The organism is Enterobacter sp. CFEC122 (assembly GCF_052983755.1).
The window spans coordinates 91103-107046 of record NZ_JBRIQR010000001.1; the positions used below are offsets into that span (position 1 = coordinate 91103).

Here is a 15944-nt window from a genome sequence, read left to right on the forward strand (position 1 = left end):
AACGCGAGGGATCAGGAGACGTGCTGCAGGAACTCCTGCAAACGCGGGCTCGGCGGATTCGCAATCAACTCCTGCGGGTTACCGTCTTCCGCGATACGGCCTTTATCAATGAAGATAAGGCGGGACGCCACTTTCTCCGCGAAGCCGATTTCGTGGGTCACGATAACCATCGTCATCCCTTCTTCCGCCAGATCCTGCATGACCTTCAGCACCTCGTGACGCAGCTCCGGGTCGAGTGCGGACGTAGGCTCATCAAACAGCATCAGCTTCGGCTTTACCGCCAGCGCACGGGCAATCGCCACGCGCTGCTGTTGACCACCGGACAGCTCGGAAGGGTAGTGATGGGCGCGTTCAGCCAGGCCGACTTTCGCCAGTAGATCTTTGGCCAGCGCTTCTGCCGCCGCTTTGTTGGCACCGCGCACGCGCAGCGGGCCAAACATCACGTTCTCCAGCGCCGTCAGGTGCGGGAAAAGGTAGAACTGCTGGAACACCATGCCCGCTTCCTGACGAATCAGACGGTCATCCACTTTCGGGTCATTCACCTTCAGACCGTCGACAATCAGGTCGCCGCTGGTGATCTCTTCCAGCTTGTTGATGCAGCGCAGCAGGGTTGACTTACCGGAGCCGGATGGCCCGATAATCACCACCACTTCACCCTGTTTGATGTTCAGATCGATATTGTGCAGCACCTGGGTTGGGCCAAAGTGCTTGGAAACGTTTTTAAATTCAATCACAGGATTTTCATCCTTCTTTCAAGACGACGCAGAACGAAGCTCAGAACCAGAGTAATGATCAGGTAGACAACGGCCACCGCACTCCAGATTTCCAGCGCGCGGAAGTTGCCAGCAATGATCTCCTGCCCCTGACGGGTCAGTTCGGCCACGCCGATAACAATGAACAGCGACGTATCTTTAATGCTGATGATCCACTGGTTACCCAGCGGTGGCAGCATGCGACGCAGCGCCAGCGGCAGAATAACGTGGCGGATCGTTTCGCGACGTGAAAGGCCTAATGCCAGACCGGCTTCACTGAACCCTTTATGAATCGACAGCACCGCACCGCGGGTAATTTCCGCAATGTAGGCGCCCGAGTTGATCATAATGGTGACGACGGCGGCGCTGAACGGGTCGATGCGCAGGTCGGTGAATGCCATAGGCAGGGCGAAGTAGATGAACATGACCTGCACGACAATGGGGGTGCCGCGGATCACTTCGATGAAAACCAGTGCGATGTGGTTTGCAATCCAGCCACCGTAGGTGCGGGCGAAACCGGCGACAAGACCGATAATCAACCCGCCAACCAGACCCAGGACCGAAATCCACAGGGTCATTTTAGCGCCTTCAAGCAAGAGTGGAATGGCAGGCCAGATGGCGCTCCAGTCAAACTGCATGATGTATTCCTGTATACCGTGGTGAAAAACGAAAAACGTAGGCCCGGTAAGCGGCAGCGCCACCGGGCGTTACAAACCTGAATTCAGGTGAAATTATTTAGGCTCGGTACCGAACCATTTTTTGTAGATTTCGTTATAGGTGCCGTTCTCTTTCAGCGTTTTCAGCGCGCCGTTAACTTTCGTGCGCAGGTCGTCGCTGCCTTTCGGGAAGGCGATACCGTACTGCTGAGCTTCCAGAGATTCGCCCACAGATTTGAACTTGCCGTTGCCCGCGGTTTTGATGAAGTACAGGATGTTTGGCGTGTCGTGCAGCACTGCGTCAGCGCGGCCGGTACCCAGCTCCATGTACGCATTGTCGATGTTCGGGAACTGGCGCAGGTCTTTGGTTTTGATATTCGCTTTCGCGTAATCAACTGACCCGGTGCCGCTCTTCACTGCCACCACTTTGCCGTCGAGATCTTTCACGCTTTTTACGTCGTTATTATCGGCTTTGACCATCACCAGCAGGCCGCTTTTGTAGTAGCCGTCAGAGAAGTCGATCGCTTTTTTACGCTCGTCGGTAATGGTGATACCCGCCAGCGCCAGATCAACGTTCTTGGTTTGCAGTGCCGGGATGATGCCGCTGAAGTCCATCGGCTTCAGGGTATAATCCAGCTTGAGTTCTTTTGCGACTGCGGCCCACAGATCCACATCAAAACCAACGTATTTATCACCCTGTTTGAATTCAAACGGAACGAACGCCGTGTCGGTCGCCACAACCAGTTTGTCGGCAGCCTGAGAGGACACCGCAAAAGCGAGGGTAAGTGCAGCCAGTGAAACTTTTAATACAGACTTCATAGCATTTCCTTTTATATCCACGGGGCGATCCCCTGCGAGAACAGGTGGCACAATGAAAAAATCGTGCCAACTTTACAAGCTGTTGTTTTGCAAAGGGGATGATGTCATGCATTGCACAATAAATGGGGCAATGAGGTTTTATTGCACCAAAGTGGAGCACTGTTTTGGTGCGCCTCGTTTGGCTCAACTGACGGGGAGATATTTAGCGTAAATTCTGACGAAAAAACAATCTTCCGTTAACGGTTGTGTGAGGTGATTATTACAATTTCTTCACTTTTGCACGTTCTCAGGCAAAAAACGTGCACCATAGATGTGCAAAACCCTCACCGGAAGGCGAGGGTTTGATAGAAAATTCGTATGAATTATTCGATGTTAGATTCGATGAACCACAGGAACTGATCCAGATCGCGGGACGCGGCGGTGAAGATATCTGCGGTATCTTCGTCTTTCGCTTCGCTAATCGCTTTGCGCACATCGTTCGCCACAATCGCGTAGCGGTCCGCCAGCTCTTTCAGGTGATCCTGAACGGTATGGATATCCAGCGGATAGCTTTTCAGCGGGGTTTTGCTGTTGATCACCTGTGTGGTACCCAGCGCCACGCCGCCTAACTGAACGGCACGTTCAGCCATCGTATCGAGGTGGGTAACCAGTGCTGTGCGGAAGCCATCCAGCATTTCATGAACGGCAATAAAGTTTGCACCGCGCATATTCCAGTGGGCCTGTTTGGTGATCAGCGAAAGATCGATGAACTGGATCACCTGGCGATTCAGCAACTCAATGGTCGCTTTTTTGTCGCTGTCCGATACATCGTTACGGGTATAAAGCAGATTAGACGCTTTCGTTTTCACCAGTTTAGCGGTACTCATAATCTCATATCCTCTTGATGTTTATGTCCCAGGTAATTACGGAACTAAGTATAGCACCGGATTTTTTCTCTGCGGTTTGGCTGTGCCTATCGGTTTAATAGCGAGAAGGAGGTTGAGAAATTAATATATTGAAAATATTGAATAATTTTTAAATTGATACAGATCAATCTTAATTGCTGAATGAGGAAGTCAGCGCAGAGGGATATTTAGCTGGCAGGAATCAGAGTGTAAGAAATTATAACGACTGTCTTTTGGGCCTTTATTCTGCATGGCGCGGAAGCCATGCAGAATATATGGCCTTAGTTGATATCCACTTTCTCAACTTTAGGTTCGGGGCGCATGGTGAGCGTCGATCCCATTGATGCCGCGATAATCGAGCAGAGCGCCAGCGTCTGGGTCAATGTCAGGGTTTCACCGAGAAACACCATCCCGGAAATGGCTGCAAGCGCAGGCTCCATGCTCATCAGGGTGCCAAATATGCGCGTCGGCAGACGCGTAAGGGCAATCATCTCCAGAGAGTAGGGGAGTGCGGTAGAGAGAATCGCAACCGCCAGCCCGATGGGCATGACGGACCATTGCCAGATCGATTCTGTCGCCTGCGCCATGCCGATGGGCACAAACACGATGGCCGCAATCAGGGAACCCAGCGCCACCGTTGCCGGTCCGTGCTCTTCCCCTGCGCGCTGGCCGGTGAGGATATAGACAGCCCAGCAGGCACCTGCGCCCAGCGCCAGCGCTGCGCCCGTCAGGTCAATCTCAGAAACACTCTGGCCCAGCGGCAGCAGGAACCATAAGCCCAGTACGGCCAACACAACCCAGATAAAATCGACCGGACGTCGGGAGGAGAACAGCGCCACCGCCAGCGGGCCGGTAAACTCCAGCGCGACGGCAATACCCAGCGGTATCGTCTGGATGGAGAGGTAGAACAGGTAGTTCATCGCCCCCAGGGAGAGTCCATAAAACAGCAGCGGTAAACGCTGCTCCTTTTTAAAGCGCAGTCGCCACGGTTTGAAAATGACCACCAGTATCGCCGTGCCCAGAACAATACGCAGGGCGGTCACCCCGGGCGCGCCAACCAGTGGAAAAAGCGATTTTGCCAGCGAGGCGCCGCTTTGAATGGACAACATGGCAATGAGTATGACTGCAACCGGCAACCAGACCGACGACGTGCGGGATAACCCAGGCATCCTTTCTCCTGTCAGCTTATGTCAAATGAGGTAAAGGTTGCAGTGTAAAGGAAATATGCGGCGACGGTTGAGGCGCTGTTGAAAAAAAAGCAGGTGAAATCCGTAAAATGGATAAGCGCTGGTGGATTTATCGCCTGTCAGATTAGGAATAATCTGGATGAATGTAACGGCGCAGACGCGCACTATGCGCATTTAGTAGTGAAAATTGCATGTGATTTGAAAGAGATAGCTTACGCTGGAAACGTTCTGTTACAGGAAAGGCTTCTTTAGACATCACGAATCACAAAGAGTTTCGCAAATTTTTTTGATATATTTAAAACTTACGGACTTACTTGGATCACATTTGAGGTGGTTATGAAAAAAATTGCATGTCTTTCAGCACTGGCCGCTGTACTGGCTGTTTCCGCAGGTACCGCTGTAGCTGCTACTTCTACTGTTACTGGTGGTTACGCTCAGAGCGACTATCAGGGCGTGATGAACAAAGCTAACGGTTTCAACCTGAAGTATCGTTACGAGCAGGATAACAACCCACTGGGCGTGATCGGTTCTTTCACCTACACCGAGAAAGATCGTTCTGAAAACGGCGCATACAACAAAGGCCAGTACTACGGTATCACTGCTGGTCCAGCTTACCGTCTGAACGACTGGGCAAGCATCTACGGTGTTGTAGGTGTTGGCTACGGTAAATTCCAGCAGACCGAAAACGAAGGTCTGAACCGCACTGCAAGCAACAGCGACTACGGCTTCTCCTATGGCGCAGGCCTGCAGTTCAACCCAATCCAGGACGTTGCTCTGGACTTCTCCTATGAGCAGAGCCGTATCCGCAACGTTGACGTTGGCACCTGGATCGCGGGCGTAGGTTACCGCTTCTAATCACTTCGGTGATTAAATAAAAAATCCGCCCACTGTGGCGGATTTTTTTTGTCGAAGATAAAAGCAAAACGGCAACCTGAGGTTGCCGTTTTGAGTGTTGGTTCCCTCTCCCCGTGGGAGAGGGCATCGGTCCGCACGAGACGGCAATTACTTATTCTTAATATCAAAAATATCCGTACCCAGATGGTTGTAGTCAACTTTCTGTAACTTGAAGTTGGTAACGTACACTGGGGGAGCTTTCTTGTTAGAGACAAACGGGTAAACATTTTTTATCTGCCCGGCGGTAATCCCCGTCCACTGCGAGAAAAACTGCAGGAAATCATTTGCTGAACGGCGTGCTTTAATGACGCGATGCGTTTTATCGTCACTCGACAGCACCATAAACGGCACCTGGAAGTTCTGCTGGAACTTGTCATCGTGCGCCAGATACTGCACCTCTTTACCGCGCTCTTTAAACGCCAGCCCGTGATCCGAGAAATAGACCATGGAGAAGCTGTCGCCCGTATTGCGCAGCTGATCGTACAGCTTGCTCAGCAGGTCGTCGGTTTGCGTCATGGTGTAGAGATAGCAGGAGGTCTCTTTGGACTGCACAAACTCCGCGTACTTTCCGCCTGTCCGATCGCAGGCCTGCGGGTGCGACCCCATGAGGTGCAGGACGATCAGCTGCGGCTGGGTGCGCGGGGTGGCGAAGACCTGCGCCGTCATTTTCAGCAGCGCTTCGTCTTTAGTGTTTTTGTCAGCTTCAAAGTCGCCATTTTTCAGGAACTGCACTTCGTCAGCCCGTTTGGCGATGCTGGCAATCGCCGTATCGTATTCGCCAATTTGCCCCTGATTAGAGAACCACCACGTCTGAAAACCCGCGCGGTTTGCCAGGGTGACGAAATTATCCTGATACTGCGGTTTGCCATCCACCACCCGGTTAAGGGTCAGACCGAGTGATTTCTGCGTCGAGCCGCTGGCCGCGACATAATCGGTAAACAGGGTGCCTTTGACCGAACTCGCAAACGGGGTGTTATCCCAGTGGCCGCCAAACGCGCCCATTGCATCGCGACGCGCGCTTTCACCAATCACCACTACATAGGTGTGATATTTCGGCTTCACGGCCAGCACGTTCCAGGTATCTTTCATATTGGAAAGCTCAGCCATGCGGGCCTGTTCGTCGAGAACCTCTTTATTGTTAACAACGACGTCTTTCACGAAGCGGAAAACCGGGTAGCCGATATTGGTGAGCCTTAGCTTACCGTCCCAGGGAATGTTCTGGATGGGGGCGACAAACGCCACGGCAACGCTGAATACCAGACAGAGTATGTCGATCTTACCCCAGGATTTTTTCTCGCCCGGCTGACGACGAATGGCGATAACGCCCAATGCGAAGATAAAGAGCCCGACCACGTAGCTGTACCACGGGAAGATCGTCAGGATCTCCGTCGACTCTTCCATATTGGTCGAGTGCAGCGCCAGCAGGGTATTAAAGTTTGGTGAGCCGTACGCCTGACCAAACGGGAAATAGAGTGCCGCAACCAGCGAACAGATGCCGATTAACGCTTTTTGCGCGCGCGGGGCGGCGCGCCATAGCACATGCAGAATGCAGGTGAAGGCCACCGCGTAGAGCAGACTAAAGTGATAACCCAGCGCAAAGTTAATCAGTAATGACTGCAAAAAGTAAAAACCCGTCCACGGGCTTAAGGCCCGGCTGCGGGTCACAACGGTATCTATCAGGGTTACATTCATAGGTCACTATCATGGATGAAAACGCCATGTGCTCACCCTGGCGTCAAGGGTCATAACCTGCCTGACAGTGCGTGGAGAGGGAATGAGGGTCCGCTTCAGCGAGCCGCAAATTGTGCAGGGCTGCAAGAAGATAGTGCGAGCGCTAAATAATATCAACAGTTGCTAAGCAGATGTTTTGCGAAGGGGATTGCAAATCCGTAAAAAAGATCGGGAATAAGGCGGCTGGGAGCCAGTTTAGAGCGAGATTGTGACGGGAAAATGAAGCGGCGTACCGCAACGCCGCTTAGTGGGAAGGTTTATCATCCTGATGCGGTTTGCCGTTAAACATATCGCACAGCATGTTCAGCAGCATTAAGCGCACTTTAAAGGGGGAGTGGGTAAACACGGTCATGCACCTCTTGAATTCGTTCATAAGACCTCCTGATTTTTGATCCCTTCGATCCGTGAAGGGTGACTGCATTACATACAGATATAGCACAGGCTATATTGTATAGCTATGGCTATTTCGTTAATTTTTTGTGCTTGTGGAGGGATGGTTTACAATGTGCGCTCTCGATACCGGGCGCTGGAAGCGTCACCCCACTGAGGAAGTACAATGAACCGTCGCGCAGGTAAGCCAACCATTAAAAAAACGACGCAACTGGTGAATGTTGAAGAGCATGTCGAAGGTTTTCGCCAGGTCCGAGAAGCGCACCGGCGTGAACTGATTGATGATTATGTTGAACTCATTTCCGATCTGATTCGTGAGGTCGGGGAAGCGCGTCAGGTCGATATGGCCGCCAGGCTGGGGGTATCGCAGCCAACTGTCGCAAAAATGTTAAAACGTCTCGCCTCCGTGGGCCTAATTGAAATGATCCCCTGGCGCGGGGTCTTTCTGACGCCAGAAGGGGAGAAACTCGCGCAGGAGAGCCGCGAGCGCCACCAGCTTGTCGAGAATTTTTTACTGGTGCTGGGCGTCAGCCCGGAGATTGCCCGCCGGGATGCGGAAGGCATGGAACACCACGTCAGCGAAGAGACGCTGGTGAAGTTTCGCGAATTTACCCTTAAATATGGTCCCTCCGCTGAATGAAAATCCCTGGACTGCAGGCCCTGGCACGCGATCGTTTCTTCCATCTCTTATTACTCATTGGCGCAGGGTTAAGCCTCTTTGTGCCGTTTGCGCCGCAGGCCTGGCCCGCTGCCATTGACTGGCGCACCATCATTACCCTGAGCGGCCTGATGATGCTCACCAAAGGGGTTGAGCTGAGCGGCTATTTTGACGTTCTGGGCCGTAAAATGGTGCGCCGCTTTGCCACCGAGCGCAGGTTGTCCCTGTTTATGGTGTTTTCCGCCGCGGTGCTGTCGACGTTTCTGACCAACGACGTGGCGCTGTTTATCATCGTGCCCCTCACCCTCACGCTGCGTAAGCTTTGCGAGATCCCGGTAAGCCGGCTGATCATCTTCGAAGCGCTCGCCGTTAACGCCGGTTCTCTGTTAACGCCCATCGGTAACCCGCAAAATATCCTCCTCTGGGGCCGTTCCGGGCTGTCGTTCGCCGCTTTTACCTGGCAGATGGCGCCGCTGGCGCTGGTGATGATGCTGTCGCTGCTGGCGGTCTGCTGGTTTGCCTTTCCGGATAAAAAACTGCAGTACCACAGCGGCACCACGGGCCCGCAGTGGCAGCCGCGTCTGGTCTGGAGCTGCCTCGGGTTATACATCGTCTTTCTGTTCGCGCTGGAGCTGAAGTATGAGGTGGCGGGCGTGTTGCTTGTCGCCGCGGGCTTTGTCGTCCTGGCGCGGCGCGTGCTGGTCAGCGTGGACTGGACGCTGCTGCTGGTCTTTATGGTGATGTTTATTGATGTGCATCTGCTTATCCAGCTTCCGGTGCTGCAAAACGTGCTCCACAGCGTCAGTACACTGTCTCAGCCGGGACTGTGGCTGACGGCGATTGGCCTGTCGCAGTTTATCAGCAACGTGCCTTCCACCATTCTGCTGCTCAACTATGTTCCGCCGGACACGCTGCTGGCCTGGGCGGTGAATATCGGCGGGTTTGGGCTGCTGCCCGGCTCGCTGGCCAACCTGATTGCCCTGCGCATGGCCAACGATCGCCGCATCTGGTGGCGCTTCCATCTCTGGTCAATCCCGATGCTGGTTTGGGCCGCGGCGATCGGTTTCGGAATATTCCTTCTCATATAGTGCGCAATTTGTCAGTTTTTCCTGGCAAACGTATAGCAACGTCCTAGCTTTAGTGAACGGCATAGTGTGATGCCGCTCACTGACAGGACCGTTGCTGAACTATGGCTGAAGATCAAAATCCGCCTGCTGACGAGCAGGACAAAAACAATAATGAGCGTAAGCGCCCGGGCAAAAAACCGTTAATTATCCTCGGCATTGTCGTGGTGGTGATGGTCGTCGTGGCGCTGGTCTGGTGGTTTTTAACCCGTAACGAAGAGACGACCGACGACGCCTTTACCGACGGCGACGTGGTGACGATTGCCCCGAAAACGGCAGGCTACGTCACCGAGCTGCGGGTGCGCGATAACCAGCGCGTGAAAAAAGGCGATCTGCTGGTGGTCATCGATCCGCGGGATACCACCGCGCAGCGCGATCAGGCTCAGGCCCAGCTTGGGCTGGCCATCGCACAGCTGCATCAGGCCCAGGCGCAGCTCGCACTCTCCAAAGTGCAGTATCCCGCCCAGCGTGACGAAGCCAAAGCGCAGGTGCTGAAAGCGCAGGCCGATCTGGCGAACGCGCAGGCGGAGTATCGCCGCCAGCGCGGCGTCGATCCGCGGGCGACCACCCAGCAAAGTATTGATTCTGCGAATGCGCAACTGCGCAGCGCCCAGGCGGGTCTGGCCAGCGCTCAGGCGCAGCTGGAAGTGGCAGAGCAGGTACAGCTGCAAATCCGCCAGCAGGAAACCAACGTTGAAGCGCGCGAGCGTCAGGTCGAACAGGCCAAAGCGCAGCTGGAAACGGCCAATCTGAACCTCTCTTACACCGAAGTCCGCGCCCCGTTCGACGGGTTTGTCACCAAACGCAACGTGCAGCCCGGTACGCTGGTGCAGGCGGGAACGGCGCTGTTCTCACTGGTTTCGCCGAACGTGTGGGTGGTGGCGAACTTCAAAGAGTCCCAGCTTGAGCGCATGAAGCCCGGCGATAAAGTCACCGTGTCGGTCGACGCGTGGCCGGATATGGCGCTTGAGGGCCACGTTGACAGTATCCAGCAGGGCAGCGGCTCGCGCTTCTCCGCCTTCCCGGCTGAAAATGCCACCGGTAACTTTGTCAAAATTGTGCAGCGCGTGCCGGTGAAAATCGTGATTGATAAGGGGCTCGATCCGAACAAACCGCTGCCGCTGGGGCTGTCGGTCGCGCCGAAGGTGACGGTGGAATGACGGATCACAGCCACGACAGCTGGAAGCCCGCCAGCAATCCGTGGGCGGTGGCGATTGTCGTCACCCTGGCGGTGTTTATGGAAATTCTGGACACCACCATCGTGAACGTGGCGCTGCCCCACGTGGCAGGTTCGCTCTCGTCCAGCTATGACGAATCCACCTGGGTATTAACCAGCTACCTGGTCGCGAACGGCATCGTGCTGCCTATCTCGGCCTTTCTGAGCCGGGTGTTTGGCCGCAAGCAGTTCTTCCTGATCTGCATCGTCATGTTCACCGTCTGCTCGTTCCTCTGCGGCATCGCCACCGAGCTGTGGCAGATCATCCTGTTCCGCGTGATGCAGGGCTTTTTTGGCGGCGGGCTGCAGCCCACGCAGCAGTCGGTACTGCTCGACTACTTCAAGCCGGAGGACAGGGGCAAAGCGTTCGGCCTTTCCTCCATCGCGATTATTGTTGCACCGGTCCTCGGCCCGACGCTGGGGGGCTGGATCACCGACAACTACTCCTGGCGCTGGGTGTTCTTTATCAACATCCCGGTGGGGATTGTTACGGTGCTGGCGATCTACCAGCTGCTGGAAGATCCGCCGTGGGAGAGCAAGTCTAAAGAGAAGCTGACCATCGACTGGACGGGGATCGGCCTGATCGCCTTAGGGCTTGGCTGCCTGCAGGTGATGCTTGACCGGGGAGAAGATGAGGACTGGTTCTACTCGAACTTTATCCGTACCTTCGCGGTGTTAACGCTAATCGGCATAATCGGTGCCATTTACTGGCTGGTGTATGCCAAAAAACCGGTGGTGGATCTGCACTGCATGAAGGACCGCAACTTTGCAATTTCCAGCCTGCTGATGGCGGGGATGGCGATGATTTTGTACGGCAGCTCGGTGGTGATCCCCCAGCTGGCGCAGCAGGATTTAGGCTATACCGCCACCTGGTCCGGGCTGGTGCTGTCGCCCGGGGCGGTGCTGATTGTATTAACGATCCCGCTGGTGCTGAAGCTGATGCCGGTGGTGCAGACGCGCTGGATTATCGCCTTTGGCTTTACCTGCCTGGCGGTGTCGTTCTTCTGGTCGCGCACGCTGACCCCGGATATCGACTTTGAAACCCTGGTGCTGTTCCGCAGCGCCCAGTCGCTGGGGCTGGGGTTCCTGTTTGTGCCCCTGACCACCATTGCCTTTATTTCGATCCCAAGACGGCTGAATGCCGACGCGGCGGCGCTGTTCACTATGTTCCGTAACGTCGCGGGCTCGGTCGGGATCTCGCTGTCGACGGCGGCCATCACCGAACGGTCTCAGGCGCATAGCGCGCACCTTGCGTACCACGCCTCGCCGTTTAACGAACAGTTTCAGCAGGCAATACGCGAAAGCGCCCAGGCAATCCAGAACTTCACCACCCAGGTAGGGGACCCCACTGGGATTGCCACCGGACGCCTGTACCAGACCATGATCGAGCAGTCGCGCTTTTTGGCCTACATCGACGTCTTCACCCTTCTGAGCGCGGTGGCCTTGCTATTGATTCCGTTTTGTTTGTTGCTCTCGCCGGTTAAGAGCGAGGGGAGTGCAGGAGCACATTGATGATACACAGACGTTTACACCCCCTGATGATAATGATGCTGCTGGCAGGCTGCGCCGTCGGGCCGGACTATCAGCCGCCCGCGCCGCCTGCCGTGACGCACTGGAACGATAAGGGCGACAGCGGGGTAAAATCGCAGACGACCTCCGCCGCGACCAACCCGCGCTGGTGGAAGACCTTCGGCTCGCCGGAGCTCGACAGCCTGGTTGAGCGCGCCATCGCCGGAAACCTGACGCTGCAGCAGACGGTGCTGCGCATCGCCGGCGCGCGCGAGCAGATTAATCAGGCGGGCGGGGCGTTTTACCCGTCGGTGAACGGCAATCTGCAGGCGACGCGCCAGCAGCTCGGGCTGGAAGGGGAGCTGAAATCCCACGGCGTGTATGACCAGCTGGATAATGTCGATCCTGAGCTGCGGGGTGCGTTAGGCCCCCTGACGCAGCCGATCAACCTCTACCAGGGCAGCTTCGACGCCCAGTGGGAAATTGACCTCTGGGGAAAGGTGCGTCGACAGGTGGAAGCCGCCGAGGCGCAGCAGAAAGCGGCTATCGAGCAGCGTAACGACGCGCTGGTGTCGCTGGAGGCGGAAGTGGCGCGCGCGTGGCTCCAGCTGCGCGGGGCGCAGAGTATTATCGCCACGCTGAACACCCAGATTAAAAGCGCGCAGCAGACGCTGGATCTGACCGAGAGCCGCCAGCGCGGCGGGCTGTCGCCGCAGATGGACGTGGAGAATGCGCGGGCACAGCTGGGTAACCTGGAGGCGCAGCTGCCGCAGTACCAGGCGCAGGCGCGGCAGGCGATGAATGGCCTGGCGATCCTCCTTGGCAAGCCGCCGGGTGCGCTCGATGCGGAGTTACAAAGCGTGCAGCCGATGCCCGCATTGCCGGATATCGTACAAACCGGCATTCCGTCTACGCTCGCGCGACGCCGTCCGGACGTGCGCGAAGCGGAGGCGAATCTTCATGCCGCCACGGCGCAGATTGGCGTGTCGGTGGCCCAGCTGTTCCCGAGTTTTACCCTCTCCGGGCAGTTTGGCCTGCGCAACAGTGAAACCAACTGGCTGACCGACTGGAGCAGCCACTTCTACAGCTTTGGTCCGCAGGTCTCCATCCCCATCTTCCAGGGCGGTCGACTGGTTTCCAGCGTGAAGGTGGCGCGCGCGCAGCAGGGGGCCGCGGTGCTGGACTATCGGCAGACGGTGCTCACCGCGCTCGGCGATGTCGAAAATGCGCTGGTGAGCTATCGCACCGACCAGCAGCGTGAAGCGGGCCTGGCGAAAACCATTGATGCCCTGCAAAACGCCTTTGACCTGGCGAGCGACAGCTATCGGCAGGGGATCGCCAGCTTTATCGACGTGCTGGACGCCCAGCGGCAGCTGGCGCAGGCCCAGCAGCAGCGCGCACAGGCGCAGGTGCAAAGCGCACTCGATCTGGTGGCGCTCTACAAGGCGCTCGGCGGCGGCTGGGAGCCGTATCAGCAGGTGCAATTACCGGACTACAGCGTCTTTGGCGACGCCCCGCGCGGATAAATTTTCAGAGGATTGGGCAAGAAACGGACAGGAACGCCACATTCGCGATGGTTGAGGGGCGGGTATAACTAACAGACACCCAATCGACATGCGAGGAAAGCGTTATGCGTTATCAAAAACTGGGCAATACCGGACTGTTCGTTTCTGAACTCTGCCTCGGCACCATGACCTTCGGCGGTGAAGGCGGCATGTGGGGCAAGATTGGTCAGCTCCAGCAAAGCGAAGCAGAACAGCTGGTGGGCCGCGCGCTGGATGCCGGGATCAACTTTATCGACACCGCGGACGTTTACTCGGAAGGGCGTTCGGAGGCGATCGTCGGCCAGGCGCTGAAAAACCTGAAAATTCCGCGCGAGAACGTGGTAGTCGCCACTAAAGTATTTGGCGAAACGGGAACGGCAGGAGTGAACTCGCGCGGCAGCTCGCGCTATCACATCATCAGCAGCGTGAAGGAGAGCCTGCGCCGCCTGCAGCTCGATCATATCGATCTCTATCAGCTGCACGGCTTCGACCCGGCCACGCCGATTGAAGAGACGCTGTATGCGCTGGATAACCTGGTGCAGCACGGCCACGTGCGCTATATCGGCGTCTCGAACTGGGCGGCGTGGCAGATTGCCAAAGCGCTGGGTATTTCCGAGCGCCTCGGGCTGGCGCGCTTCGCTTCCCTCCAGGCGTATTACACCATCGCCGGACGCGATCTTGAGCGCGAGCTGGTGCCGATGATGCAGAGCGAAGGCGTCGGGCTGATGGTCTGGAGCCCGCTGGCGGGCGGCCTGTTGAGCGGAAAATATGGCCGCGACGGGCAGAGCGAAGCCGGTAGCCGCCGTCTGGAGTTTGACTTCCCGCCGGTGAACAAAGAGCGCGCCTTTGACTGCGTGGACGTGATGCGCGTGATTGCCGAAAGCAAGGGCGTCTCCGTCGCGCAAATCGCGCTGGCGTGGCTGCTGCATCAGAAAGCCGTCACCAGCGTCATCATTGGCGCGAAGCGCGTTGAGCAGTTGGACGACAACATTGCCGCCACCGGGATCCGCTTAAGCGAAGACGAGCTCAAACAGCTGGATGCGGTGAGCGCGCTGCCGCGCGAGTATCCCGGCTGGATGCTGGAGCGGCAGGGAGAGTATCGCCGTAATCAGCTCGCGCAACAGTAACTCTCCGCATCAGGTAATTTTTAAATTTGTTTGCCCATCGGTACAGAAATCGGCGAAAGCGGCTTATTTCACTGAGCACGCTTTTGCCGATTCAACGATGGGCTGTGGCGGGAATCAGCAACCGTCTTTGCAGGTTGCCGCTGGGTTTTGCTCAAGGATTCTTACCAGCAGGGCTCGGGGTTCTCTCACGACATCTGTTCCAACTGACAGTACTTTGCCGTCCCGCTCTGCTGAATACTTCGCGACAACATCACCGAATGCATTTCGCTGCAGGGCGACCTCTTGTCCTGCTTTGACCCTGTCGCCGGGTTTAACGAAAACTTCCGCAAACCCACCCGTGGTTGCTCGTATTGAACTGATCGCATTACCAATATACGTTTTATTGCTGCTGGCGCTTGCGCCGATTTTGCCTTCAATCACCTTGTAATGAATCAGTACATTGAGGGCACCCTCTACACCCCTGGCAATCATATCCTGCTGGTAAATCCTGGGCTCTCCCGTCTCGGCCGTTATCGCCGGGATACCATTTTGAATAAAGGTGGTTTCCATTGAGCCGGCTTCGCCGGGATCTTTCTTAATTTGATCGGCCGGAAAAAGTTCTGCAATCGTCCGGGCATCCGCATTGCGGTAGTCGGCATAAATGAACAGCGGATAAGCCGTTCCGGTAGACTGGGTGTGATAGTCAATCGCCAGGTCGACATTTCCTTTGTAAACCTTATTCCACATCATCCATGCCTGTCGCTCGGCAGGGTTACCCGTTTCTTTTCCTGGATGCACGCGGTTGTAGTCGATCGTCTCACCCCCATCGGTTGAAACGGACCATGTCCGGGAGATCCTTTCAAGTCCAGAACGGTTTGGACCTATAATGCCAATAACGCTGCCGTTCATTTTTGCGGGGTCCAGTTGTTCCATCACTTTTTGTACGATGCGCACTCCGTTTAGCTCATCGCCATGGACGCCCGCCTGCAGAAGGACTTTCTTCCCGTCCGTTTTGCCTTTTGCCACCATGATGGGGACATACCAGCGCTGTCCTGTTCCTGTCTCAACCCCCTCGAACATGAAGCGATGTTGTCCTGCTGTCAGGTCTGATACATCCAGAGTCGAGATAACCGGCACTCCCTGCACCTTATCACCCGTATACACCGTTGCCGCGTGAGTCATTGAGCATGGCAACGCTAAGCTGAGAGCGAATGCGATACGGCTAGTAGATATCTTCATGAGCGTCATTTTCCATTTGATAGGGTTGAGATTTTTATTTTTCGGCCTGGGCCGTGGTTCGTGCTAATTAAGTTAATAGTGATTTTATGAGGCCAGCCAGCGGCACGATCGGGAAATGTGATTTTGCATAGGCTAACGCACCGGCCTCAATAACAGGGTTTGCGCGATTCATTTTTCCTGCCCGGCGTCTTCTTTCTAACCTACCTCACAAAAAACGATCCTCCGCTTTGATCGA

At 55.8% G+C, this 15944-nt stretch carries 15 protein-coding genes; 7 read left to right on the plus strand and 8 right to left on the minus strand.

What is annotated here, in order from left to right; genetic code table 11:
- Positions 1–11: 11 nt before the first annotated feature.
- From glnQ to rhtA, 5 genes are all read right to left on the minus strand, one after another.
- The gene (glnQ, locus tag ACVCAM_RS00450) at positions 12–734 is read right to left on the minus strand and encodes a glutamine ABC transporter ATP-binding protein GlnQ (RefSeq protein WP_008501169.1); all 723 of its coding nucleotides are present in this window, start codon (positions 732–734) and stop codon (positions 12–14) included.
- The gene (gene glnP / locus ACVCAM_RS00455) at positions 731–1390 is read right to left on the minus strand and encodes a glutamine ABC transporter permease GlnP (RefSeq protein ID WP_003858462.1); all 660 of its coding nucleotides are present in this window, start codon (positions 1388–1390) and stop codon (positions 731–733) included. Before glnP ends, glnQ begins: the two co-directional genes overlap by 4 nt.
- Before the next feature lie 93 nt (positions 1391–1483).
- Positions 1484–2227: a glutamine ABC transporter substrate-binding protein GlnH gene (gene glnH, locus ACVCAM_RS00460; RefSeq protein WP_008501170.1), complete on the minus strand. Its 744-nt coding sequence runs from the start codon at positions 2225–2227 to the stop codon at positions 1484–1486.
- A gap of 362 nt (positions 2228–2589) precedes the next feature.
- Positions 2590–3093: a DNA starvation/stationary phase protection protein Dps gene (gene dps / locus ACVCAM_RS00465; protein WP_008501171.1), complete on the minus strand. Its 504-nt coding sequence runs from the start codon at positions 3091–3093 to the stop codon at positions 2590–2592.
- A 299-nt stretch (positions 3094–3392) separates the two neighbouring features.
- A complete protein-coding gene (gene rhtA, locus ACVCAM_RS00470; protein WP_008501172.1) occupies positions 3393–4280 on the minus strand; it encodes a threonine/homoserine exporter RhtA in 888 nt (295 codons plus the stop codon).
- A gap of 354 nt (positions 4281–4634) precedes the next feature.
- Here rhtA and ompX point away from each other — a divergent pair, with 354 nt between their 5' ends.
- Positions 4635–5153 (plus strand): outer membrane protein OmpX, encoded by a 519-nt coding sequence (gene ompX, locus ACVCAM_RS00475; protein WP_008501173.1) that lies wholly within the window; start codon positions 4635–4637, stop codon positions 5151–5153.
- Positions 5154–5300: 147 nt separating this feature from the next.
- On the opposite strand, the gene ACVCAM_RS00480 is transcribed toward ompX, so the two are convergent.
- Together ACVCAM_RS00480 and mntS are read right to left on the minus strand one after the other, a co-directional pair.
- A complete protein-coding gene (locus ACVCAM_RS00480) occupies positions 5301–6884 on the minus strand; it encodes a phosphoethanolamine transferase (RefSeq protein ID WP_447093480.1) in 1584 nt (527 codons plus the stop codon).
- A 283-nt stretch (positions 6885–7167) separates the two neighbouring features.
- Positions 7168–7296 carry a manganase accumulation protein MntS gene (mntS, locus tag ACVCAM_RS00485; protein WP_008501175.1) on the minus strand — a complete coding sequence of 43 codons (129 nt, stop codon included), beginning with the start codon at positions 7294–7296 and terminating at the stop codon, positions 7168–7170.
- A 183-nt stretch (positions 7297–7479) separates the two neighbouring features.
- On the opposite strand from mntS, the gene mntR reads away from it, so the two are divergent.
- The 6 genes from mntR to ACVCAM_RS00515 all read left to right on the plus strand — a co-directional run bounded on the left by mntR (position 7480) and on the right by ACVCAM_RS00515 (position 14491).
- Complete coding sequence (gene mntR / locus ACVCAM_RS00490) at positions 7480–7953, plus strand: manganese-binding transcriptional regulator MntR (protein ID WP_008501176.1); 474 nt, start codon at positions 7480–7482, stop codon at positions 7951–7953.
- Entirely contained in the window at positions 7950–9059 is a 1110-nt protein-coding gene (locus ACVCAM_RS00495; protein WP_021240969.1) for an anion transporter, read from the plus strand. Before mntR ends, ACVCAM_RS00495 begins: the two co-directional genes overlap by 4 nt.
- 101 nt (positions 9060–9160) lie before the next feature.
- Positions 9161–10255 (plus strand): HlyD family secretion protein, encoded by a 1095-nt coding sequence (locus ACVCAM_RS00500; protein WP_021240968.1) that lies wholly within the window; start codon positions 9161–9163, stop codon positions 10253–10255.
- Positions 10252–11823, plus strand: a complete 1572-nt coding sequence (locus ACVCAM_RS00505; RefSeq protein ID WP_008501179.1) for a DHA2 family efflux MFS transporter permease subunit — start codon at positions 10252–10254, stop codon at positions 11821–11823. The genes ACVCAM_RS00500 and ACVCAM_RS00505 overlap by 4 nt, the downstream gene beginning before the upstream one ends.
- Positions 11823–13346 carry an efflux transporter outer membrane subunit gene (locus ACVCAM_RS00510; RefSeq protein WP_407223190.1) on the plus strand — a complete coding sequence of 508 codons (1524 nt, stop codon included), beginning with the start codon at positions 11823–11825 and terminating at the stop codon, positions 13344–13346. The genes ACVCAM_RS00505 and ACVCAM_RS00510 overlap by 1 nt, the downstream gene beginning before the upstream one ends.
- 104 nt (positions 13347–13450) lie before the next feature.
- Positions 13451–14491 carry an aldo/keto reductase gene (locus ACVCAM_RS00515; RefSeq protein WP_025912876.1) on the plus strand — a complete coding sequence of 347 codons (1041 nt, stop codon included), beginning with the start codon at positions 13451–13453 and terminating at the stop codon, positions 14489–14491.
- A 114-nt stretch (positions 14492–14605) separates the two neighbouring features.
- On the opposite strand, the gene ACVCAM_RS00520 is transcribed toward ACVCAM_RS00515, so the two are convergent.
- Complete coding sequence (locus ACVCAM_RS00520; RefSeq protein WP_025912877.1) at positions 14606–15709, minus strand: succinylglutamate desuccinylase/aspartoacylase family protein; 1104 nt, start codon at positions 15707–15709, stop codon at positions 14606–14608.
- Between the last annotated feature and the right edge of the window lie 235 nt (positions 15710–15944).